The 18,363-nt window shown below is 31.1% G+C and carries 18 protein-coding genes; 12 read left to right on the top strand and 6 right to left on the bottom strand.

Going from position 1 to position 18,363, the window contains the following annotated elements:
- Positions 1 to 29: 29 nt before the first annotated feature.
- Both LQ622_RS08440 and LQ622_RS08435 read left to right on the top strand, forming a co-directional pair.
- Positions 30 to 797, top strand: coding sequence for an N-acetylglucosaminidase (locus tag LQ622_RS08440; RefSeq protein ID WP_126477780.1), 768 nt, complete (start codon positions 30 to 32; stop codon positions 795 to 797).
- Positions 798 to 902: 105 nt separating this feature from the next.
- Complete coding sequence (locus LQ622_RS08435; protein WP_239774930.1) at positions 903 to 2,030, top strand: FAD-dependent monooxygenase; 1,128 nt, start codon at positions 903 to 905, stop codon at positions 2,028 to 2,030.
- A 366-nt stretch (positions 2,031 to 2,396) separates the two neighbouring features.
- On the opposite strand, the gene LQ622_RS08430 is transcribed toward LQ622_RS08435, so the two are convergent.
- Both LQ622_RS08430 and LQ622_RS08425 read right to left on the bottom strand, forming a co-directional pair.
- Positions 2,397 to 3,944, bottom strand: a complete 1,548-nt coding sequence (locus LQ622_RS08430) for a solute symporter family protein (protein WP_191836515.1) — start codon at positions 3,942 to 3,944, stop codon at positions 2,397 to 2,399.
- Positions 3,941 to 4,252 carry a DUF485 domain-containing protein gene (locus LQ622_RS08425; RefSeq protein ID WP_037589086.1) on the bottom strand — a complete coding sequence of 104 codons (312 nt, stop codon included), beginning with the start codon at positions 4,250 to 4,252 and terminating at the stop codon, positions 3,941 to 3,943. The genes LQ622_RS08430 and LQ622_RS08425 overlap by 4 nt, the downstream gene beginning before the upstream one ends.
- A gap of 261 nt (positions 4,253 to 4,513) precedes the next feature.
- Here LQ622_RS08425 and LQ622_RS08420 point away from each other — a divergent pair, with 261 nt between their 5' ends.
- The 3 genes from LQ622_RS08420 to gmpC are packed head-to-tail and all read left to right on the top strand — an operon-like array spanning position 4,514 to position 7,062.
- Positions 4,514 to 5,533 carry a methionine ABC transporter ATP-binding protein gene (locus tag LQ622_RS08420; RefSeq protein ID WP_239774928.1) on the top strand — a complete coding sequence of 340 codons (1,020 nt, stop codon included), beginning with the start codon at positions 4,514 to 4,516 and terminating at the stop codon, positions 5,531 to 5,533.
- Positions 5,533 to 6,192, top strand: coding sequence for a methionine ABC transporter permease (locus LQ622_RS08415; protein WP_025906863.1), 660 nt, complete (start codon positions 5,533 to 5,535; stop codon positions 6,190 to 6,192). The genes LQ622_RS08420 and LQ622_RS08415 overlap by 1 nt, the downstream gene beginning before the upstream one ends.
- A gap of 27 nt (positions 6,193 to 6,219) precedes the next feature.
- On the top strand, positions 6,220 to 7,062 hold the full coding sequence (gmpC, locus tag LQ622_RS08410; RefSeq protein WP_126477737.1) for a dipeptide ABC transporter glycylmethionine-binding lipoprotein: 843 nt from the start codon (positions 6,220 to 6,222) through the stop codon (positions 7,060 to 7,062).
- 46 nt (positions 7,063 to 7,108) lie between these two features.
- Here the strand turns inward: gmpC and LQ622_RS08405 are convergent, their stop codons facing one another.
- The 3 genes from LQ622_RS08405 to LQ622_RS08395 all read right to left on the bottom strand — a co-directional run bounded on the left by LQ622_RS08405 (position 7,109) and on the right by LQ622_RS08395 (position 9,734).
- Positions 7,109 to 8,410 carry a cation:dicarboxylate symporter family transporter gene (locus LQ622_RS08405; protein WP_239722826.1) on the bottom strand — a complete coding sequence of 434 codons (1,302 nt, stop codon included), beginning with the start codon at positions 8,408 to 8,410 and terminating at the stop codon, positions 7,109 to 7,111.
- A gap of 220 nt (positions 8,411 to 8,630) precedes the next feature.
- Positions 8,631 to 9,029 (bottom strand): DUF4870 domain-containing protein, encoded by a 399-nt coding sequence (locus LQ622_RS08400; protein WP_204255776.1) that lies wholly within the window; start codon positions 9,027 to 9,029, stop codon positions 8,631 to 8,633.
- Positions 9,030 to 9,173: 144 nt separating this feature from the next.
- Positions 9,174 to 9,734 carry a CHAP domain-containing protein gene (locus tag LQ622_RS08395; RefSeq protein WP_025906859.1) on the bottom strand — a complete coding sequence of 187 codons (561 nt, stop codon included), beginning with the start codon at positions 9,732 to 9,734 and terminating at the stop codon, positions 9,174 to 9,176.
- 379 nt (positions 9,735 to 10,113) lie between these two features.
- Between LQ622_RS08395 and nhaC the strand changes: the two genes are divergently transcribed.
- Positions 10,114 to 11,514 (top strand): Na+/H+ antiporter NhaC, encoded by a 1,401-nt coding sequence (nhaC, locus tag LQ622_RS08390; protein WP_239762067.1) that lies wholly within the window; start codon positions 10,114 to 10,116, stop codon positions 11,512 to 11,514.
- A 45-nt stretch (positions 11,515 to 11,559) separates the two neighbouring features.
- Here the strand turns inward: nhaC and LQ622_RS08385 are convergent, their stop codons facing one another.
- Entirely contained in the window at positions 11,560 to 12,339 is a 780-nt protein-coding gene (locus LQ622_RS08385) for a CHAP domain-containing protein (protein WP_037589080.1), read from the bottom strand.
- Positions 12,340 to 12,827: 488 nt separating this feature from the next.
- Here LQ622_RS08385 and LQ622_RS08380 point away from each other — a divergent pair, with 488 nt between their 5' ends.
- The 6 genes from LQ622_RS08380 to LQ622_RS08355 all read left to right on the top strand — a co-directional run bounded on the left by LQ622_RS08380 (position 12,828) and on the right by LQ622_RS08355 (position 18,123).
- Entirely contained in the window at positions 12,828 to 14,840 is a 2,013-nt protein-coding gene (locus tag LQ622_RS08380) for a helix-turn-helix domain-containing protein (protein WP_239740452.1), read from the top strand.
- 14 nt (positions 14,841 to 14,854) lie between these two features.
- Positions 14,855 to 15,601, top strand: coding sequence for a transcriptional regulator, SarA/Rot family (locus LQ622_RS08375; RefSeq protein ID WP_239762068.1), 747 nt, complete (start codon positions 14,855 to 14,857; stop codon positions 15,599 to 15,601).
- 30 nt (positions 15,602 to 15,631) lie between these two features.
- Positions 15,632 to 16,180 (top strand): tubby C-terminal domain-like protein, encoded by a 549-nt coding sequence (locus LQ622_RS08370; protein ID WP_126477740.1) that lies wholly within the window; start codon positions 15,632 to 15,634, stop codon positions 16,178 to 16,180.
- A 26-nt stretch (positions 16,181 to 16,206) separates the two neighbouring features.
- Positions 16,207 to 16,569, top strand: coding sequence for a hypothetical protein (locus LQ622_RS08365; protein ID WP_239740453.1), 363 nt, complete (start codon positions 16,207 to 16,209; stop codon positions 16,567 to 16,569).
- 148 nt (positions 16,570 to 16,717) lie between these two features.
- Entirely contained in the window at positions 16,718 to 17,770 is a 1,053-nt protein-coding gene (locus tag LQ622_RS08360) for an LLM class flavin-dependent oxidoreductase (RefSeq protein ID WP_239774926.1), read from the top strand.
- Entirely contained in the window at positions 17,770 to 18,123 is a 354-nt protein-coding gene (locus LQ622_RS08355; protein WP_025906850.1) for a DoxX family protein, read from the top strand. Before LQ622_RS08360 ends, LQ622_RS08355 begins: the two co-directional genes overlap by 1 nt.
- Positions 18,124 to 18,363: the final 240 nt, after the last annotated feature.

The raw sequence follows: 18,363 nt of genomic DNA, 5'->3' as shown, positions 1-18,363 counted from the left end.
ATAGAAGAGGTGTGAATATTATTAACTTTTTGAGAGAAAGGTTTTCTTTAATTTTAGGGCTCACAATTATTATTATATTTATTGTTTTATTATTTATTTTTGAGTCTCCTTTTTTTAAAAATCATCAAACACATACTTATGAAGAAGCGCTTGAAATTCAAACGCAAAGTGATGCACCAGCCGTTACACAAAAGGACAACAAATTTGTGTATGCTGATAAAAAAGAAATCGATAAATTTATGGATATCGACAAAAGTCAGACAGACTTTCAATTCATAGATATATCTAAAAAAGTAGATGTATCAGAAAAACAAGTTAAAGAAATTTTAAAAGATAAAGGCATATTAAAAGGCAAAGAAAAAGCTTTTATAGATGCTCAAGAAAAATATGATGTCAATGTCATATACTTGATGAGCCATGCTTTTATCGAAACTGGCAATGGTAATTCTGAATTGGCTAGTGGTGTCAAAATGTCCAATGGTAAAACATTCTATAATTTCTATGGAATTGGGGCATTTGACCAAGATGCTGTAGAAACGGGTAGTAGTTATGCGCGTAAAAAAGGTTGGACTTCTCCAGAAAAAGCTATAAATGGAGGCGCTGAATTTATTAAAAAGGATTATCTTAACAATGGGCAAGACACATTATATAAAATGAGATGGAACCCTTATAATCCTGGACAACACTTATATGCAACAGATGTGAATTGGGCAACTAGTATCGGTAAAATTATGGAAGGTTATTATGATGACCATAATTTGAAAAAATCAAAAGTCCATAAAGACTATTACAAATAAAGTTTACCCCTAGTTCAATATGAACTGGGGGTAAAGATATGTAAGGATTCATGTTAAAATAAAGCTTATAATCAAATTTTTATTTCAAAGAAAGTAGTGAACAAAATGAAAATTGCTGTAATTGGGGCAGGCATCGGTGGGTTAACGACTGCTGGATTACTAACTCAAACGGGACATGAAGTTTATGTTTATGAACAACGTGGAAATTTAGACCAAGATGGTGCTGGTCTAGGCATTGGAAGTAATGTCCTTAAAGCATTGAAACAATATAAAATGGCATATGCAATTGAGCAAGAAGGCCAGCCATTAAGAAAAATAGAAATTAGATCTGATTTAGATGAATTTTTAAATTCATTAATGATGAATGAAGATGAACATAAAAATATTACGATTCATAGAAAAGTGTTACATGAAATCTTAAAAACACATGTACCAACAGATAATATTTATTTAAATCACGAAGTTAAAACATTTAAGCAAACAGCTGACGATGTGCGACTTTATTTTACAAATGGTTTAGAAGAACAATTTGATTTAGTAATTGCAGCAGATGGCATACATTCAAAAGTAAGAACACAACTTTATCCGAAATCTGCACCTAAGTATGCTGGATACACTTGTTTCAGAGGCGTTGTAAATGAGAAGTTAAATATTGAACAAGATGTTACTTTAGAATATTGGGGACATAAAGGAAGATTTGGCATTGTACCTTTAAAAGACAACGAATTATACTGGTTCTGTACAATGAATGCTAAAGAAAATGATTTGCAATTTAAGTCATTTGAGAAACCCCATCTTCAAGCATACTTCAATCAATTCCCAGATGAAGTAAGAACCATATTAGATGCACAAGAAGAAACAGGCATATTACATCATGATATGTATGACTTAGTTCCATTGAAATCTTTCGTTTCAAATAGAGTTGTTCTATTAGGTGACGCAGCACATGCAACAACACCGAACATGGGACAAGGTGCAGGCCAAGCAATAGAAGATGCCGTAACATTAGTTAATTTAATTAACGATCGAGATATAGAATCAGCATTAAAGCGCTATGATAAATTAAGAACGAAACATACTAAAAAAGTCATATTAAAATCAAGAAAAATCGGTAAAGCAGCACAATCATCAAGTACTTTAAAAATTAAAATAAGAAATAAAATGCTCAAACAAAAATCTTCAAAATCACTTAGCAAAAAAGTGAAGTTCTTACAAAAAGCAAAATTAAAATAAGAAAAAACCGCTTAGACACGACGGATGTCTAAGCGGTTTTTGACATTAAATAGGTTATTTGGTTGATCTAATTACCAGAATTCCGAGAAGTGGTAGTTAGGAGCGTCTAATTAGGGACATTATTCGGAATTGTGTCCCCAACAACGCCTCTTAGGGACATTATTCGGAATTGTGTCCCCAACAACGCCTCTTAGGGACATTATTCGGAATTGTGTCTCTAACAGCACTCCTTAGGGACATTATTTGGAATTATGTCTCTAACAGCACTCCTTAGGGACATTTCTCGGAATTATGTCTCTAACAGCACTCCTTAGGGACATTTCTCGGAATTGTGTCTCTAAATAATTCCACAACGCTATCTGATTTTTAATGTGTAATATCTGAAGTTGATATACCGGTTGCTGATTTAACTTGGACTTCTTGGAATTTATCATGTGATTCTGATTTACCTAGGAATGTTCCTAAAAATGCTCCAATAAAGCCTGCTGGTACTGATATGATTGCAGGGTTTGATAATGGGAATATTGGCGACATTGTTATAAATGCTGTTCCTGCTGGATTCATGACATTTGGACTTAGAATAACGAGTATAAGTGACATGATTAAGCCGACAGCGATTCCTGTGATGGCACCGTGTGTGTTAAATCTCTTCCAAAATATCGTAAATACAATGACAGGTAAGTTAGCACTTGCTGCGACACAAAATGCTAATGATACTAAGAATGCCACGTTTAAATTTTGAGCAAATAAAGCTAATATAATGGATACAACTGAAACGGTTAATGAAGCTAATTTTGCTGCTTTCATCTGTTCACGTTCGCTTATTTTACCTTTTTTAATAACTTGCCCGTAAATATCATGTGCGAATGCAGACGCGCCTGTTAATACTAAACCTGCTACTACTGCTAAAATCGTCGCAAATGCAACGGCAGAAACAAATGACATTAAGAAATCTCCACCTAATTTTGCTGCTAATAATGGAGCTGCCATATTACCTGCAGGGTTAGCTGCAATAATTTCTTCACGTGTTAATAATGCTGCTGCACCAAATCCAAGGAAGATTGTTAAAATGTAGAAGATACCGATAATCCATGTTGCCCACATAACAGAAGATCTTGCTGTTTTAGCATCTTTAACTGTAAAGAATCGCATCAATATATGTGGTAAACCAGCTGTACCAAAGAGTAACGCAATAATTAATGAGATGTTATCTAACGGTGGTTTACCTTGTGAACCTGGATTAATAAATTCACCTTTGAAATCTGATGACTTAATGTTATGCATTTCACCAAACATCGTAGAAAGATTGAAGTCAAAATGTAATAACACTAAAAATGAAATAATTACAGTACCAATCATAAGTAATACCGCTTTAACCATTTGTACCCAACTTGTTGCTGTCATACCACCAAATAATACGTAAATAGTCATCATAATACCAACTAGAATAACAGCGAGTGTATAAGGTATACCAAATAGTAATTGAATAAGTGCACCTGCTCCAACGAGTTGTGCAAGCATGTAGAAAATAACTATTGTAATAGAAGAAACTGCAGCCATAGCTCTTACTTTTTTTAATTCAAATCGTGCTGCAATCATATCTGCTAAAGTATATTTACCAAGGTTTCTTAATGGCTCAGCTACGATGTATAACACAATAAGATAAGCTGTTAAATAACCAATACTATAGAAGAAACCATCAAACCCCCATAATGCGATGGCACCTGCTATACCTAAAAATGATGCGGCTGATAAATAATCACCTGCAATTGCCAAACCATTTTGCCAACCTGTTAAGCCGCCACCAGCAGTGTAGAAGTCATTTGCTGATTGCGTTCTTTTAGATGCAAAATATGTAATAAATAATGTGATCCCGACAAATATTAAAAACATAACGACAACGATGACATTCATAAGTTTTGCTCCTCTCTATATGCTTTTAATAGTTCCTCAGCATCTTTATCAAAAGATTTTGCTTTTCGCATGTACAAAGTGACAAGTGTCCAAACCATAATGAATAATAATAAAGCGTAAATCCATGCCCATGAAATATTCCAAAATGCAATATTATTCAAGATGTTTGTATAACCAGTCAACACTGGAAATAGGAGTGTTGCCAAAATAAAGAATATAGAGATAGGAAATATAAAACTATTTCTTTTTTTCAGAAGTTCTTTAAACTTTGGATCTGCTGCTAAACGCTTGAAATCATGCTCTGCCATACTCATAACCCCCTTATTTATAGATGTAAAAATACATCTTAATTTTCATTTTATTTGTTGTTCACAAAGTTGTCAATAATTTATTGATAGCGCTTACATTAATAAAAATTCATTAAGAAAATGTTAATCAATCATTAAAGAGAAAAAATACAATCCAAATAAATGAATATTTAGAAAAATTTGATTATAAGTATTGACGATAAATGGAAACACCCATATAATTCTTATCATATTAATAAGAATTCGGAAGGGATAAATAAGATGATTGAATTTAAAAATGTAAATAAAATTTTCCAGCAAAAGAATTCTGAAATCCAAGCTTTAAAAGATGTCAGTTTTAAAGTCGAAGAACAAGATATTTTTGGCGTAATTGGATATAGTGGTGCAGGAAAAAGTACGTTAATAAGACTTGTTAATGCTTTGGAAGAGAAAACAACGGGAGAGGTCATTGTTAATGGCCATGACATCAATCAATATTCAAAGAAAGAATTACAAAGCGTTAAGAAGAATATCGGCATGATATTTCAACATTTCAATTTATTAAATTCTAAGACAGTATTTAATAATGTTGCGATGCCACTTATTTTGCAAGGTACAAGTAAAGAAAAAATTAAAGCCAAAGTAGATGAACTATTAAAGTTTGTTGGACTACAGGATAAAGGGAAGCAATATCCTAATGAACTATCTGGAGGACAAAAACAAAGAGTGGCTATTGCAAGAGCACTCGTGACAGATCCTAAAATATTATTATGTGACGAAGCAACTAGTGCACTTGACCCGGCAACGACAGATTCTATATTGAAATTATTAAAAAATGTCAATGAAGAATTTGGAGTCACAATTCTACTGATTACACATGAAATGAGTGTGATACAAAAGATTTGTAACAAAGTCTCAGTCATGGAAAATGGAAGAGTTATCGAAATTGGACCTGTATTAGATGTCTTTAGTCACCCTAAAACAGCTACAGCTAAGAATTTTGTATCTACCGTTATTACAACAGATATATCAGATAATTTAAGAAAGTTAATACCAACTGATCATCATGCAACAGACATTAAATTATACATAGATGGAGAGAAAGTGACACAATCCATCATTAATGATTTAATTACAAAATATCAAGTTCAAATTAATGTCTTGTTTGCTTCAATGTCAGATATTCAAGGCACACCAGTAGGGTACTTAACGTTACGTCTGAAGGGTGACGATAGCGCAATTAGAAGAAGTTTTGCCCATTTAGATTCATTAAATATAGAATTTGAGGAGGTTGGTGCATAATGTTCGGATCATCATTAGATTCTTCACTATTGTTAGATTCTATATATCAAACTTTATATATGGTAACTGTGTCACTTGTATTAGGTGCATTAATCGGTATTCCATTAGGCATTTTGTTAGTGATTACTAGAAAAAACGGTATATGGGAAAATGTCATCATTTATTATTTACTTAATCCAATTATTAATATATTTAGATCTTTACCTTTCATTATATTATTAATTGCGATTGTACCTTTTACGAAATTAATTGTAGGTACTTCAATAGGTACATCTGCAGCAATTGTACCACTGACTGTTTATGTTGCACCTTACATAGCAAGATTAGTTGAAAACTCATTATTAGAAGTTAATTCTGGTGTTATTGAAGCTGCACATTCAATGGGTGCTTCACCCATTCAAATTATTAGATATTTCTTATTACCAGAAGCACTAGGGTCATTAATCTTAGCATTAACGACTTCAATTATTGGTTTAATTGGTGCTACTGCAATGGCCGGTGCAGTTGGTGGTGGCGGAATAGGTGACTTAGCACTTGCATACGGCTATCAAAGATTTGATACAATCGTCATCGTTATCACCGTTATTATACTTGTTATTATGGTACAAGTTATTCAATCTCTAGGTAATGTCTTATCTAGATTAGTACGCAGAAGTTAAATATTTTAATATAAAGGAGCAATTCAAATGAAGAAAGTCTTAACATTATTAGTAGCATTAGTATTATTACTCGCAGCATGTGGAGATAAGAAAGACGACAAGAAAGTAACAATTGGTATCGCATCAAATGACACAGCAGTTTGGGACAAAGTAAAAGAATTAGCTAAGAAAGATGATATTGAAGTTGAAATCAAACAGTTTTCAGACTACAATGTTCCAAATAAAGCTTTATCAGACGGAGATATTGATTTAAATGCCTTCCAACATTTCGCATTTTTAGATCAATTTAAGAAAGCAAATAAAGGTACAGAAATTACACCAATAAGAACGACAGTGTTTGCACCTTTAGGTATATACTCGAAAGAATTGAAAGATGTTAAAGATTTAAAAAATGGTGCTAAAGTCGTAATTCCAAATGATGTTTCAAACCAAGCAAGAGCGTTAAAATTATTAGAAAAAGCAGGTTACATTAAATTAGATAAGAACTTCGGTTTAAGTGGTGGACCTAAAGACATTGTTGAGAATAAAAAGAATTTAAACATTAAAGCTGTAGATGCACAACAAACAGCGAGAGCATTAGATGAAGTGGATATTGCTGTTATCAATAATGGTGTAGCTTCAAAAGCTGGATTAGATCCTAAAAACGACCCTATCTTCTTAGAAGATCCAGATGCTAATGCAGCTAAACCTTATATCAACTTTATCGCAGCAAATACAAAAGACAAAGATAATAAAACATATAAGAAAATTGCGGAATTATATCATTCAGAAGAAGCTAAAGATGCTTTAAAAGAAGATACTAAAGACGGAGAAATTGTTGTTGATTTAAAACAAGATGAAATTAAAGAAATTGTGGATTCACTTAAATAATTTAAAATAAAAAGATTCGGCTCCCCTTAGCCGAATCTTTTTTATTTTATGCTTTTTTTAATGTTTTTAAATATTCTTGACCTTTTTCGTGATCATATTTGTTTTCCCATTTAGAGATTACAATTGTTGATAACGCGTTACCTACAACATTGACACATGTTCTAGTCATATCTAATAGTCTGTCTATACCGATAATTAATGCAAGTCCTTCTGGATTTAATCCCATAGACCCTAATGTTGTAATAAGAACAACTATAGAAGTACCAGGTACAGCTGCCATACCTTTAGATGTAATCATTAATGTAAACATTAATATTAACTGTTCAACAAGCGTTAAATGAACACCATACATCTGAGCAACAAATAATGCTGCGATTGATTGGTATAAAGCTGATCCATCAAGGTTAAATGTATATCCTGTTGGTACTACAAATGAAACAATATCTTTTGGTGCACCGAACTTTTCCATTTTTTCCATGACTGATGGTAGAACCGTTTCTGAACTTGAAGTTGAGAACGCTAACAATAAGTCGTCTTTTAATATGCGAATAATAGAGAATACGCTGATACCACAAATTTTTGCGACAATCCCTAATACAACAATAATAAAGAATACCATTGCACCTACAACAACAGCTAATAACTTAACTAATGGAATTAAAGCAGATAATCCAAATGTCATAATCGTTACACAGATAAAAGCAAATACACCATATGGCGCTAATCGTAATATTCTATGTATCATCCAGAATACAGCTTCTAATGTTCCGCTTAATACATCTTTAACTGGTTGACCTTTTTCACCAACAGCAGCGATTGCTAATCCGAAGAATACTGCAAAGAATATAATAGGTAGTAATTCTCCAGCTGTTAAAGCTTCAAATATATTTGTAGGTATGATGCTAACTATAGTATCTATCATATGGTTACCATAAGTAGACTTTTCTGCAGCATCAGCAGTTTGTTCATATTTAGAAATATCACCTTTAGGTAATTTGTTTGCGTCTATACCTAATCCAGGTTTGAATAAGTTTCCGAATATAATGCCCAACCCAATTGCAATTGTCGTGATAATTTCAAAGTATAAAATCGTTTTCCAACCATATCTACCAACTGTATGCATATCACCAACGTTTGAAATTGATAATGCTAATGAACAGAATACAATTGGAATAACAATCATTTTAATAAGATTTAAAAAGATATCTCCAATAGGTCGAATGAATTTAATTAAATGGTCTTGTCCGTGTAAAAAGTATCCTACCACAACACCTAATACTAAAGCGATTAATATTTGTGTCGGTAAGCTTATATATCTTCTTCTCGGTTTTTTAATTTTTTGATCCAAAAAAACTCCTCCTTTAAAGCACTGTAGTGATAAAGTACAAAAAAAATTATGCCTTTCCATAAAAATGGAACTGCACAAATAACGTTTAAAAAGGGGATTCATAAAATACGTCACTCTTAAGATTATAAGAGTATACGTCATTCTATCACGAATTTTAATTTTAGTATTTAATCAGTTTTACTATAAAAAAGGAAAATAACACTTTCAAAAATTGAAAGTGTTATTTGATCATACGAATTGATAATGGTGGTAAATAAGTTTCTCCATTGTATGCTTTGATAGCACCAATAACCGTAAAGACAAAAGCTAAAATAGCTAATATTGGTATTAAAATAAAACCTACTAATATTAAACATAATAGGGAAGCAACAAGCCCCCAAATCGTATATGAAATAAAGAAGTTTAAATAATCTTTACCAATTCTATCAACGAATGGAGAGTTCTCTCTTTTAATTAACCAAATGATAAGTGGCGCAAAGAATGAAGCAAAGAAACTTGTTAAGTATATAAGCATACCGAATAATCTATCATCATCAGTTGTATCAACGTGTTGTGATACTTCTTCATATGTTGAATGTGTTGAAGTTTGTTGAAATGGATTTTGTTCGTTTTCACTCATGTATAATCCCTCCTAACTTAATTCAAGTATACATTTTTTTACCGTTGCCGCCAAACAATAATATAAATTAATTATTTTATAAACAAAAAAGGAGATCTAGACAATAATATGTCCAGTCTCCATATACATGATATTCAATTAATCTTAGTGAATGTAGTTGTAAGAACCAGCTTCTGAAGCTGAGATAGTACGAGTTGATACGACACCTTCACCTTGGTAGTTCATTTCAGAAACTTCAACGCTACCGTCAGAGTTTACATTTTCAACGTATGCTACGTGTCCGTAAGCACCAGCTGTTGATTGTAAGATTGAACCTTTTTTAGGTGTGTTATTTACTGTGTAACCATCTGCTGCTGCGTTTGCTGCCCATTGGTTAGCATTTCCCCAAGTTGAGCTAATTGGTTCTCCAGCTGCTTGTCTTTTATCAAATACATAATAAGTACATTGTCCAGCAGTGTATAAGTTAGCTGATGAACTTGTAGTTTGAGTTGCAGTTTGTGTTACTGATGAAGTAAATGATTGACTCATGTTTGAAGTGTTGTAATTTTGGCTATAGTTATTAGTATAGTTAAAGTTTTGAGTTTGAGTTTGGTTTTGGACTGGAGCTTGAGCGTTATCGAAAGTATCTGCTGAAGCTTCACCATTTCCAATTATTGTTGTTGCTAATCCCGTAGATAATACTGCGAATGCTGTTAATTTTTTCATTATAAATAATCCTCCGTAAATTTCGTATATGTTTTAAATTTAAATTTTAGTTTTGTTTGTGTCGTTTTCCGACGACAAATAATACTTTAACAGATGTTTTTATGTTTGTGTGTGTTTTCATACACTTGTTACTTAATCATAATCAGATACAATATTTTAGTAATATTTATGACCAATTATGACAAACAGTAATATAGAAAATATACCGATAATATAAGGTTTTACGGTGAATTTTTAGAAAATTAATGTCATTTGCTTGTAATATTTATGTTAAGGATTAAAACATTGAAAAAGAGTAGTTAGCAAATTATTTGCGACTACTTTTTTCATATATTAAATAATATGGTTAGTTTTCTAAGTATATTGAAGGGGGCATTATATGAAGAGATTACCAACTTTATTTGAAGCAATTTCTACGATTTTATTTATGGGGCTAGTCGTATTGATTGGTTTTGGGATTTTACATTATCCAATTCAGCCTTTATTAATTATTGCAGCGGTTTATGCGAGCTTTATAGCCATTAGAGTAGGCTTAACTTGGGAAGACTTACAAGATGGTATTACAAAGAGGCTAGCAACTGCAATGCCAGCTATATACATAATATTTGCAGTCGGTATTTTAATAGGTACGTGGATGTATTCAGGCACTGTACCTGCTTTAATTTATTATGGTTTAGAAACGATCAATTCGACATACTTTTTAGTAACTGCATTTGTCATAACAGCCGTTACATCTGTCGCTACAGGTACTGCATGGGGATCAGTAGGTACAGCTGGTATAGCATTAATGGCGATTGCCAATGAAATGAATATTCCGATAGGTATGGTTGCAGGTGTTGTAATAGCAGGTGGTGTGTTTGGAGATAAAATGTCACCACTTTCTGATACGACCAATTTAGCTGCATTAGTAACGAAAGTAAATATCTTTAGGCATATCCAACATATGATGTGGACGACAATACCTGCATCAATTATTGGGCTTATTATATGGTTTATAGCAGGCTTACAATTTGATGCTAAAAATGTAGAAAGCAAAAGAATAAATGAATTGCTGAGTAATATTGATACAGCTTTTAATTTAAACTTTTGGGTATGGGTACCAGTTATTGTTATAGTCTTAGGTATTAGTATAGGAAAACCTACTGTACCGATGATGTTATTATCTAGTTTAGTCGCAATGTTTGTAGGTGTGTTTAATAATGGATTTGAAATAGTAGATGCATTTAATGTAACGATGCAAGGTTTCAATATCAATATGACAGGCTTAGCTGAAAGTGATGCATCAAGTTCAATGGTAGAACTGTTACAACGAGGTGGCATTATGAGTATGACTGAAATTGTTGTAACGATTTTCTGCGGTTATGCATTTGCGGGTATTGTAGAAGCATCTGGCAGTTTAAAAGTTATTTTAACGACAATATCTAGTAAAGTCTCTAAAGATTCACATTTGATATTAGTTACGATAGCGGGAAGCTTAATACTGGTATTTGCAGCTGGTGTTGCATCTGTCGTAATTATTATGATAGGTGTATTGTTAATGGACATGTATAATGAACGTAATTTAGATCGTGTAAACTTATCAAGAACGCTAGAAGATTGTGGGACGATGGTATTGCCATTTATCCCATGGGGAACATCAGGTATATATTATCGTGATTTATTGGGTGTTTCGTTAGGAGATTTCTTCTGGTGGGCTGTACCATGTTATTTATGTGTGTTCTTTGCAGCATTTTATGGTATAACAGGTATCGGTATCAAAAAAGTAAAAACAAATGCATAAAAAAAGAGCAATCATTGCGATTGCTCTTTTTTATTTATATTCATCTTAGTGAATGTAGTTGTAAGAACCAGCTGCTGAAGCTGAGATTGTACGAGTTGAAACAACACCTACACCTTGGTAGTTCATTTCAGAAACTTGGATAGAACCGTCAGAGTTTACTTTATCTACGTAAGCAACGTGACCGTATCCACCAGCTGTAGTTTGTAATACTGAACCTGCAGATGGTTTGTTATTTACTGTGTAACCAGATTGTGCTGCTGCGTTAGCCCAGTTATTAGCATTTCCCCAAGTGCTACCTAAGTCAGGACGTTTGCTGAATGCATAGTAAGTACATTGTCCTGCAGTGTATAAGTTAGCTCCTCCACCAGTTGATGGGCGAGAAGTTGATGTAGTTGTAGTGCTTACATTTGAACTTGAGTTTGATGTAGTTGCTGTATGGTTGCTAGTTGATGGTGCTTGTGTAGTTGTTACACGAACATTGTTTTGGTTTGAAGATGTGTTATGAGAATCTCCTAAACCACCACCATTTGGTGCAGCATTGAATGCTGGTTGTGAATAATTTGTATTTGAAGCTGCTTCGTTATTTGAAGAAGCAGTGTTAGTTGCTACTTGTTGTTGAGCTTGGTAACCGTAATGAGATGATGGATTCCAGTTACCTTCCCAAGTGTAGTGGTAGTTACCTTGTTGGTCAATTGTGTAATTGTAAGAATAAGAATATGGATCGTTTGGATTATATCCTTGTGTATTTTCTGCTGCATCTGCGTCATGTGCCATAAATGTTGCGATTCCTGCTGTTGCGATTGCTGCTGTTGCGATTTTCTTCATAATAAATAAATCCTCCTAGATAATTTAAAAATAATTTTTTCGTATATGTTTTATGTTTTTTTTCTAATAAGTTTTTTCTTCGCTGTTAATCAACAAAACCTACTTTATCAGAAATAGTTTAGTTTGTGTTGAATGTTAAAGCTTTGTAATTTAATTTAAATATCTAAAGATTTCATGTAATAATTCCGAACATTTTACACTGAATAAAGAACGTTATAATACCAACGTTTTTAAGCACTTTTAGTTACTAAACAGGATTCTTTGTTACACGTTTGTAATATTTAAGACATAATAAAATAATTGACTTTGGATAATAATACGAAAAATTATATCCAATAAATAAAAGAATATTGCTTCTGAAGGATTAAAATAAGTACAAAATTTCATAATAAAAAGTCAAGAATAAAGTATTTTTAGTAATATTTGTTGAATTATAATTATCGTGAATAGTAAATAAAGATGTTTCATAAGGAATTGAGGTGTTTGACATGTTATATGATAGTAATTTTAAAATTTACCAACCTTTAAATATTAAATCTGATTTTAATATGGGGTTATTACTTCTATTTGTAATAGAAGGAAGTAGTAAAATCTATATCAATGGAAAAATAAGAGTTTATCGAAAAAATGAAATTATCATCATTAATGATTTAGAACATTATCGTATTTATTCTAAAGAGGATACTGTTATAGCAAGTTTATATTTATCAAGATGTGAACTAGATTACTTTTTTCAATTTGATAAAAAGTATTATATTGATGTAGATAAACTTGATTACAAAGCGCTTAGGTTTTATATGAACAAGGTGCTGGTCAATTACTTTAAATATAAAAATAATAAAGATAGAAATGTGATTAATGCAATTAAGCAATTGATGATGACATTGAGGTTATATAGGATTGTAGATGAAGATCATGATTACTTTTTAAATAATGATATACATAAAGCAATCAATTATATGTATGAAAATTATAAAGAAAAATTATATATAGGTGAAGTTGCGACGAATTGTATTTTATCAGTGAGATGGTTTTCAGAAAATCTAGAAGAAATAACGGATATGAGATTTATAGGACTTAGAAAAAGTATACGTTTATCTTATGCCGTATTTGACTTGATCTATTCAAAGAAATCTATTACACAAATTGCGGGGGATAATGGATTTACTTACGAATCGAACTTTATAGAAAGTTTTAGAGAAAAGTATCACATAACGCCAGCGAAATATCGAAAGCAACTGACCAATGATCAGTACTATCCATTTAGTAATGAACGAACAATTCTTCTTAAAAATTATGAAAATATATCTCATCGTATAAAGGAGTTATCTACCAATGTTGTAGATTATGTTAGTTCAGATATTCATATAGATACACAATCAACATCAAAGATTCCAACTTCAAATTTATTAATATATATCAGTAACATTGAAACATTAACTAATAATTTTCAGCAATCAAAGTTATTAACGATGAGAAGAGAAATTGGGCAATTTGGATTATTGTTTTCGCATCACTTACTTAATGGACTTTTAAACGAATCGAATTTTGAAAGTAATAGATTGATGCATCAAATGTTTTCATTCTCAATGGAACACCAATTTGAGATTTCATTTGAAATAAATTTATCTAGAACTGAAAATTTAGAAGTGTTTACAGATAAATTTAAGCGACTATTAAATTATTTAATTGATTGTACGTACTATTATGGACAGAGGCAGTTTCATTTCTATTTAAATATGACATATTACCAATATAATCATGTTTATAAAATGATAAATGAAACATTGAAAGATTCAAAAGTAACGTTAATTTTGAATGATTACGATAAATACTTAGCTAATCAAATGACACATATAATAGATGGAAATAACCAAATTGCATGCAAAGTTTACAATGAATTAGTCTCCGACAGAGAAATAACTACTATATTAAAGAATAATTCTTCGTTAAATATCTTATATCAACCGACAACCCCTAATCGAATCGAATCACTTATTGAAACATTTAAATGGTGTTTAGAGTATAAGCAAAGAATTTCAATTATTATAGATGATACTTGGATTGATAGTATGATACCTTCACAGAGCAGTCACCTTATGATCAAAGAATTACAATTAAATAAAGAAAGTCAGTATCAGTTATTTGAATTAATCTTAACTTTAAAAAGATTAAGAGGAAATATCGTGTTTTTTAATGACAATATTGTAATTACGCATTATTTAAATGAATATCAGCTATTAATTTTTCCAAATAATAAACTGTTTAATAAGCTGCATCAAAAACTAAATATTACTGGATTGAACATTGAGGATATTGAGTATAGAATTCACGATATTTGTATTAAACGTAATAAGCCAATTAATCAGCATTTTAATGAAGAAACTGGTAATAAGATAAATACAATAAATTTTGAGAAAGAGTTAAGAAAATTAGTAATAGATTATGATTCTTCAGCTGATGTCATTAAGCATATCTATATAAAACAAAAAATAAAATAAGGTGGTATTGAGCTATGACTGAATATAAGAACGAATTATTGAAATTAAATTATTTAAATTTTCAAGTGAAGAAAATACTAAAGAAAAATTACGCATTAAATATTTATCATTTAAAAATTTTGCAGTTTATTAACGATAATCAAAATAGAAGAAAATATACAGCTCTAGATTTTAAAGAAGTACTTCGTATTAATCAAACGATGTTAACTCATGTCATATCCTATTTACATGATTTGAACTATTATAAAAAAGAACGATTAAAGCAAGATGAGAGAAAAATCATTATAATAGTAGAAACTCGTCACAAATCGAAAATATCTCAATTAATTAATCAAGTAGAAATGGATCTTCAGCATAATTTAAATGAGATTTATCCAGACTTAAATATGGATTGTTTCGTTGATTATGTGATAGAGGTTAATCGTGTGATGAATGATATACATCTCAGTATCAATCATGAATATAGAATGAACATCGATCAATTTATGATTTTATTATTTATAGAGATGTCTAAAAATGGATGTAGAACATTAAAAGATATTAAAGATCAGTTTGGATGGGATTTAGTAAAAATCAATAAATCTATAAAGGCACTTGTAAAGTTAAACTATCTTGATAAAGAAAGATCAAATACAGATGAACGAATTGTATTAGTTTCAATTAAGAAGGATAAAGAAAAGTTGATTAAATTAATGATAGAAAATGTACTAAAATCACAAAATATTAAAGATGGTGAACAAAATTTAGCTATGGTAGAATGAGCATAATAACAACTCATTCAGGAGGTTAATATGTCACATTTTCATTTCAAAGAAAACTTTTTCGGTGCATCAACAAAACCAATCGAAGTCTATGATGAACACAATAATCCTGCATTTATACTAAGCTTATATTATACGTCCACTAGACAAGAAACATTTGCGTTGTTAGGAAGAAAGAAACATAATTTTATGATTGAATTTGAAGGCGGCACTTTTAAAGTGTTACAAGAAAGATCGATAGAAGGAAAGTTAAAGACACCTTTTAAAACTGTTTGGGAAGTATTTAAGAACGACACTAAAATAGGTACATTCGAAACAAAAATTGGATTTAAACCTAGAATAATATTTAATGGTGAAAAAAACGATACTTTATTGTTTGAATCAGGGTTTATATCTAGATCTGTAAAAGTAACAGATGAAGCAAATAATTTAGTCATGGAGACTAAGTCTGAAAGATTTAAAATTGCATCCAATCATAATATTGAAATTGTTAATTCAAAATATCATCCTGCAATGTTAATCATGCTATTCCAAGTATTTTTTGAGTATCAGGAATATCAAAGAAGTAAATCTAATTAATTGATAAATGAAGGGGATCGTTTACGTTGTTTAAATTTTTTAAGAGAGAACAACTGAATCAAGATATTACGCATGAAATATCTGAAATAGATGGCATGACTATTGTTGATGCGTATTATATACAAGATGATCAAGTTGAATTATATAAACAAGACCGTGAAAGATATAGTGATGCATTAATTTATATTTTGAGTCAATATTTTTCAGACGTTGATAGAATGTTTGAAGGTAGTGAAGATGGAGAAGCAATTGTTGCATTTCAAAATGGAGAACCTAAAAAATGTATTTATTTAAATCCAGAAACAATCGATCAGTTAAGGATTTATGAACAAGAGATGCCTTTAAAACAGTCTATTATCAAGTTATGCAATTTAGAAAATAATCTTTAAACAAAAAAAGTAGCACATAAACTTCTGCAGAAGTTTATGTGCTACTTTTTTATTTTGATTAATAATATTGACAAATGACAATTTAGTACTATAATTATATCTAGTATAATAATTATATCTAGTATAATAATTATATCGAGGTGAGAACATGAAATTTGAATTAGGATTATCATCATTTGCTGAAATCTCTCTAATTAATGGTGTGGACAAACCTTTCCCTGCACATGAAAGAATAAATCAAATTGTTGAAGAAATTAAGCTAGCTGATCAAGTAGGATTAGATGTTTATGGATTAGGGGAACATCATAGAGAAGATTATGCAGTATCAGATCCAGTTACAGTGTTAGCAGCTGCAGCTAGTCAAACTAAAAACATTAGATTGTCATCAGCAGTAACAGTATTATCATCTGACGATCCTGTTAGGGTCTATCAAAGATTCGCTACATTAGATGCGATTAGTAATGGTAGAGCAGAAATTATGGCAGGTAGAGGTTCATTTATTGAGTCATTTCCACTATTCGGATATGACTTAAAAGATTACGATTTACTTTATAAAGAAAAATTAGATTTATTAATGCAAATTAATGAAAATGAAACCGTGACTTGGCAAGGACAAACAAGAGCTGCAATTGATCATTTAAAAGTATTTCCAAGAGCAGTTCAAGATAAATTACCTATTTGGTTAGCAACTGGAGGTAATCCAGAATCTTCTATGAGAGCAGGAAAATTGGGATTACCTATCACTTATGCTATTATAGGAGGGGCGCCAAGTCGTTTTAAACGTAATGTGGCAATGTGCAAAGCTGTTGCTGAATCAAATGGTTTTGATACATCTAAATTACCTGTAGCGACACACTCATGGGGTTACATTGCTGAAACTGATGAACAAGCTATGGAAGAATATTATCCATCAAGTGCATATGTTATAAATCAATTAGGCCGAGAACGTGGATGGCCACCGTATTCAATGGAAAAATTCGAACAAGAAATTGTTCATGGTGCATTGTTTGTTGGAAGTCCTGAAACAGTTGCATCTAAAATTATTAAACTGCATGAAGATTTAGGTATTAATCGATTTATGTTACATTTACCAGTAGGCTCTATGCCACATGAAAAAGTATTAAAATCTATTCAACTATTAGGTGAGCAAGTTAAACCGATTGTAGATGAATATATGAAAAATAAGGAGGAAATTAAGTAATGTTAAGATATTTATTAAATGTATATGTAGGTAAACAAATTTTTGATTCAAGTCAACCAAAAGTGAAAGATGACGACGGTATGGCTCAACAATTCGAAGAAGGATTCGGCCTTTCAAGAAATGCTATGAAATTAGCTGGTGGACTTGAATTAGTAGGTTCTATCTTCTTATTCTTAAGTGCTTGCAACAAATCTTTATCAAGATTAGGTTCAGTACTTGTAGGTTCGGTTATGACAGTTGCAGCATATAAACACTATGAAGCTGGACATGGCTTTAAAGGTGCTAAACATGCTTTAACACTTTTAGGTTTATCTGCATTAAGTTTCGTTGATACATTAGGTAAGAAAAAATAATATACAATCTTTAAATCTGGTACATTAAGATGTACCAGATTTTTTGTTTTAAACAAAATTAGGAAAATGCAAAAGAAAATCTGCCATCATCATTATTATATATTATTCAATTTATGGTAGGAATTCTTTATATTTAAAAAGTAATATTTTTTTAAAATGTCATAAATAAAAACTATATACACAGGTAATTTTTTTGTAAAATGTACGCTGTAAGGCTTGATATATAAGTGTTTTTCGTAA

This window comes from Mammaliicoccus sp. N-M50 (assembly GCF_022386995.1).
Taxonomy (GTDB): Bacteria; Bacillota; Bacilli; order Staphylococcales; family Staphylococcaceae; genus Mammaliicoccus; species Mammaliicoccus sciuri_A.
This window is presented reverse-complemented; position numbering and strand designations above follow the sequence as displayed.